The 3,851-nt window shown below is 66.7% G+C and carries 3 protein-coding genes and 3 pseudogenes; all 6 read left to right on the forward strand.

Features of this window, described 5'->3' with window-relative positions; genetic code table 11:
* Positions 1-310, forward strand: a pseudogene (locus VXJ37_RS20940) (glycine dehydrogenase (aminomethyl-transferring)); the annotation flags it as partial.
* Positions 311-320: 10 nt separating this feature from the next.
* A pseudogene (locus VXJ37_RS20945) lies at positions 321-629 on the forward strand (glycine cleavage system protein T); the annotation flags it as partial.
* Positions 630-748: 119 nt separating this feature from the next.
* Positions 749-1,567, forward strand: a pseudogene (locus tag VXJ37_RS20950) (glycine cleavage T C-terminal barrel domain-containing protein); the annotation flags it as partial.
* Between the two features lie 164 nt (positions 1,568-1,731).
* Positions 1,732-2,115 carry a glycine cleavage system protein GcvH gene (gene gcvH / locus VXJ37_RS20955; protein ID WP_141944173.1) on the forward strand — a complete coding sequence of 128 codons (384 nt, stop codon included), beginning with the start codon at positions 1,732-1,734 and terminating at the stop codon, positions 2,113-2,115.
* Entirely contained in the window at positions 2,112-3,437 is a 1,326-nt protein-coding gene (gene glyA / locus VXJ37_RS20960) for a serine hydroxymethyltransferase (RefSeq protein WP_331324923.1), read from the forward strand. The genes gcvH and glyA overlap by 4 nt, the downstream gene beginning before the upstream one ends.
* A gap of 327 nt (positions 3,438-3,764) precedes the next feature.
* Positions 3,765-3,851, forward strand: an 87-nt coding sequence (locus tag VXJ37_RS20965) for a serine dehydratase beta chain (RefSeq protein WP_331324924.1), incomplete at its 3' end; no start/stop codon positions are given.

Here is a 3,851-nt window from a genome sequence, read left to right on the forward strand (position 1 = left end):
CACCGAGTCCGAGGACCTCGCGGAGATCGACCGCTTCATCGAAGCGATGATCACCATCCATGCCGAGATCGAGCAGGTCGCGGCCGGGGACTTCACCCTGGGGGCCTCGCCGGTGCGCAACGCACCGCACACGGCAGCCGCCGTCGTCAGCTCCGGCTGGGACCGCGCCTACCCCCGCGAGCAGGCCGCCTTCCCGGTTGCCTCGCTGCGGCAGGACAAGTACTTCCCGCCCGTGGGGCGGATTGATGGGGCCGCCGGCGACCGGAACCTGATCTGCTCCTGCCCTCCCCTCGAAGACTTCGAAAACTAAGGATCCTGTGATGACCGAGAACTACACCGCCCTCTACGAGCAGCACAAGAAAGCCGGCGCCTCCTTTACGGACTTTGGCGGCTGGCAGATGCCGCTGAAGTACAGTTCCGAACTGGCCGAACACCACGCCGTCCGCAACGCTGCCGGGCTGTTCGACCTCTCCCACATGGGCGAGGTCTGGGTAACCGGTCCTGACGCTGCCGCATTCCTCGATTACGCCCTGGCCGGCAAGCTGTCCGCGATCGCAGTCGGCAAGGCCAAGTACTCGTTGATCTGCGACGCTGACGGCGGCATCATCGATGACCTCATCACCTACCGCCGGGCTGTCGACAGGTTCCTCGTGGTGCCCAACGCGGGCAACGCGAAGGTCGTGGCCGATGCCCTTCAGGAACGCGCCGCCAACTTTGACGTGACCGTGGAGGATGCGTCCNCCGGGCTGTCGACAGGTTCCTCGTGGTGCCCAACGCGGGCAACGCGAAGGTCGTGGCCGATGCCCTTCAGGAACGCGCCGCCAACTTTGACGTGACCGTGGAGGATGCGTCCGCCGAGACCTCACTGATCGCGGTCCAAGGCCCTAACGCCGAGGCAATCCTGCTGAGGCTGGTTCCGGCAGATCAGCACGCCCTGGTAACGGAACTGAAGTACTACGCCGCAGTGGAGGTGGGCATCAGCTTCGGTGGTACCGACCGGGACCTGCTGGTGGCCCGCACCGGGTACACCGGTGAGGATGGGTTCGAAATCTACGTCCCCAACCTGGACGCGCCCTCGCTCTGGGAGGCGCTGCTTGAAGCCGGCGAAGGCTCCGGCCTGGTTCCCGCCGGCCTCGCTTGCCGCGACTCGCTCCGCGTCGAGGCGGGGATGCCGCTCTACGGCAACGAACTTTCCCGCCAGGGCAACCCCTACGCCGCGGGCCTGGGCCCCGTGGTGTCGCTGGCAAAGGAAAGCGACTTCGTGGGCAGGGAAGCCCTGGCCGCCCTCAAGGCTGCCGGCGTCGGAGCCACCATCGGGCAGAAGCTCGTCGGCCTTAAGGGGACCGGCCGCCGGGCCGCCCGCGGCCACTACCCCGTCCTCAAGGACGGCGCCCTGGTGGGTGAAGTGACCTCCGGGCAGCCCTCCCCCACCCTCGGCTACCCGGTCGCGATGGCCTACGTCGACGTCGAATTCGCCGAACCCGGCACCGTCCTGGACGTGGACCTGCGCGGCAAGCCCGAACGCTTCGAAGTAGTAGCCCTCCCGTTTTACCGCCGCCAAAAGTAGCCAGACTTCCGGAGGTGCCGGGGCATCCGGAAGCGTGCTCCCCGCCCTCTCCCTAGCCTCGCAAGCTCGGCCAGGGAACCCTGACGGCGTGGGCCCAAGCACGCGGAGGATGTCCTGGCGCCTCCGCCCCGACCACAGCAAATTTTGAAAGACAAGGAAAAATCATGAGCAAAGTTGTAGCTGAACTGAAGTACTCCGCCGAGCACGAATGGGTTGCTGTCGATGGATCCGGTCCTGCGGGAATCGGGATTTCCGCCGTTGCCGCCGACGCCCTGGGCGACATCGTATATGTGGACCTGCCCGAGGTCGGTTCCACGGTGACCGCCGGCGAGACCTGCGGTGAGGTGGAATCCACCAAGTCAGTGTCGGACCTCTACGCACCCGTCACCGGTGAAGTCGTGGAAATCAATGACGGTGTGGTGTCCGACCCCGCCTTGATCAACAGCGACCCCTACGGCGCCGGCTGGCTGTTCAAGGTGGCCGTCACCGAGGAAGGCCCGCTGCTTTCCGCTGAAGAATACGCGGCAGCAAACGGCGGCGAACTGTGAACGCGGCAGCAGCCAACACGGTGGCCTTCGAGCAGGTCGAGTCACCGAGCCTGAACGCGGACTTGTCGGTCCTTGACCCGGAAATCGCGGCAAAGATCGACGACGAACTGGGCCGCCAGCGCGATGGCCTGGAGATGATCGCCTCGGAAAACCACACGGCCACCGCCGTCATGCAGGCGCAGGGATCGGTCCTGACCAACAAGTACGCCGAGGGCTACCCGGGCAAGCGCTATTACGGCGGCTGCGAGCACGTCGACGTCATCGAGCAGCTCGCCATCGACCGGGTGAAGGCCCTGTTCGGAGCGGAGTACGCCAACGTCCAGCCGCACTCCGGTGCCCAGGCCAACGCCTCGGTGATGCACGCGCTGATCAAGCCCGGCGACACCATCATGGGGCTGAACCTGGCCCACGGCGGCCACCTGACCCATGGCATGCGGATCAACTTCTCCGGCAAGCTCTATAACGTGGTCCCCTACCAGGTCCGCGAAGACACCCACACCATCGATATGGCCGAGGTGGACCGCCTGGCGCAGGAACACAAGCCGCAGCTCATCGTGGCCGGCTGGTCCGCCTACGCCCGGCAGCTGGACTTCGCGGAGTTCCGCCGGATCGCCGACTCCGTAGGCGCTTACCTCATGGTGGACATGGCGCACTTCGCGGGGCTGGTGGCCGCGGGCCTGCACCCCTCCCCCGTGCCGCACGCCCACGTCACCACCTCCACCACGCACAAGACCCTTGCCGGTCCGCGCGGCGGCATCATCCTGTCCAATGACGCCGACATCGCCAAGAAGATCAACTCCGCAGTATTCCCGGGTCAGCAGGGCGGTCCGCTGGAGCACGTCATCGCGGGCAAGGCCGTGGCGTTCAAGATCGCCGCGTCTGAGGAGTTCCGCGAGCGGCAGGAACGGGTCCTGGCCGGTGCCCGCATCCTTGCCGAGCGCCTGGTCCAGCCCGATGTCACAGCCAAGGGCGTCAGCGTGGTCTCCGGTGGCACCGACGTGCACCTGGTCCTGGTGGACCTGCGCAACTGCAAACTCGACGGGCAGCAGGCTGAAGACCGGCTCGCTGCGATCGACATCACCGTCAACCGCAACGCCGTCCCCTTCGACCCGCGTCCGCCCATGGTCACCTCCGGCCTGCGCATCGGCACTCCAGCCCTGGCCACCCGCGGCTTCGGCGCGGACGCCTTCCGCGAGGTTGCGGACATCATCGCCGAGGCGTTGATTGCCGACGCCGATGCGGACCTTTCCGGCCTGCGTCACCGCGTCCAGGCACTCGCCGCAGCCCACCCGCTCTACCCCGGCGTCGCACCGCTGTCCTAGGCTCCGTGGTCTACACCGGGCCCCGGCGGACCGGACATTTTCACGCCTGCTGCGCCCCACCGTCCCCCTAGCCTCGCAAGCTCGGCCAGGGAACCCGGACGGCGTGGGCCCACTTCCTCGCTTTGACGCAGGCTTTCGAAAAGTCCGGCTCCGCCGGCCCTTTGTGCGCACGTCGCCTTGGTGACGTGCTTGCGGAGTGGGCGGGGCATCCGGCAGCGTGCGTCTAAGGGAGCGTCACGTCCGCGCAGCGGGCGTCTTCGCGACCGAGCACGCAGAGGATGTCCGGCCCGCTCCACCCCAACAACCTGTTCTAGTTAGGAACCCACCATGGCCGTTGGCGTTTTTGATCTGTTTTCGATCGGTGTTGGTCCGTCGTCTTCGCATACTGTGGGGCCGATGCGGGCTGCTGCTGTG

This window comes from Pseudarthrobacter phenanthrenivorans (assembly GCF_036455295.1).
Classification (GTDB): domain Bacteria; phylum Actinomycetota; class Actinomycetes; order Actinomycetales; family Micrococcaceae; genus Arthrobacter; species Arthrobacter phenanthrenivorans_C.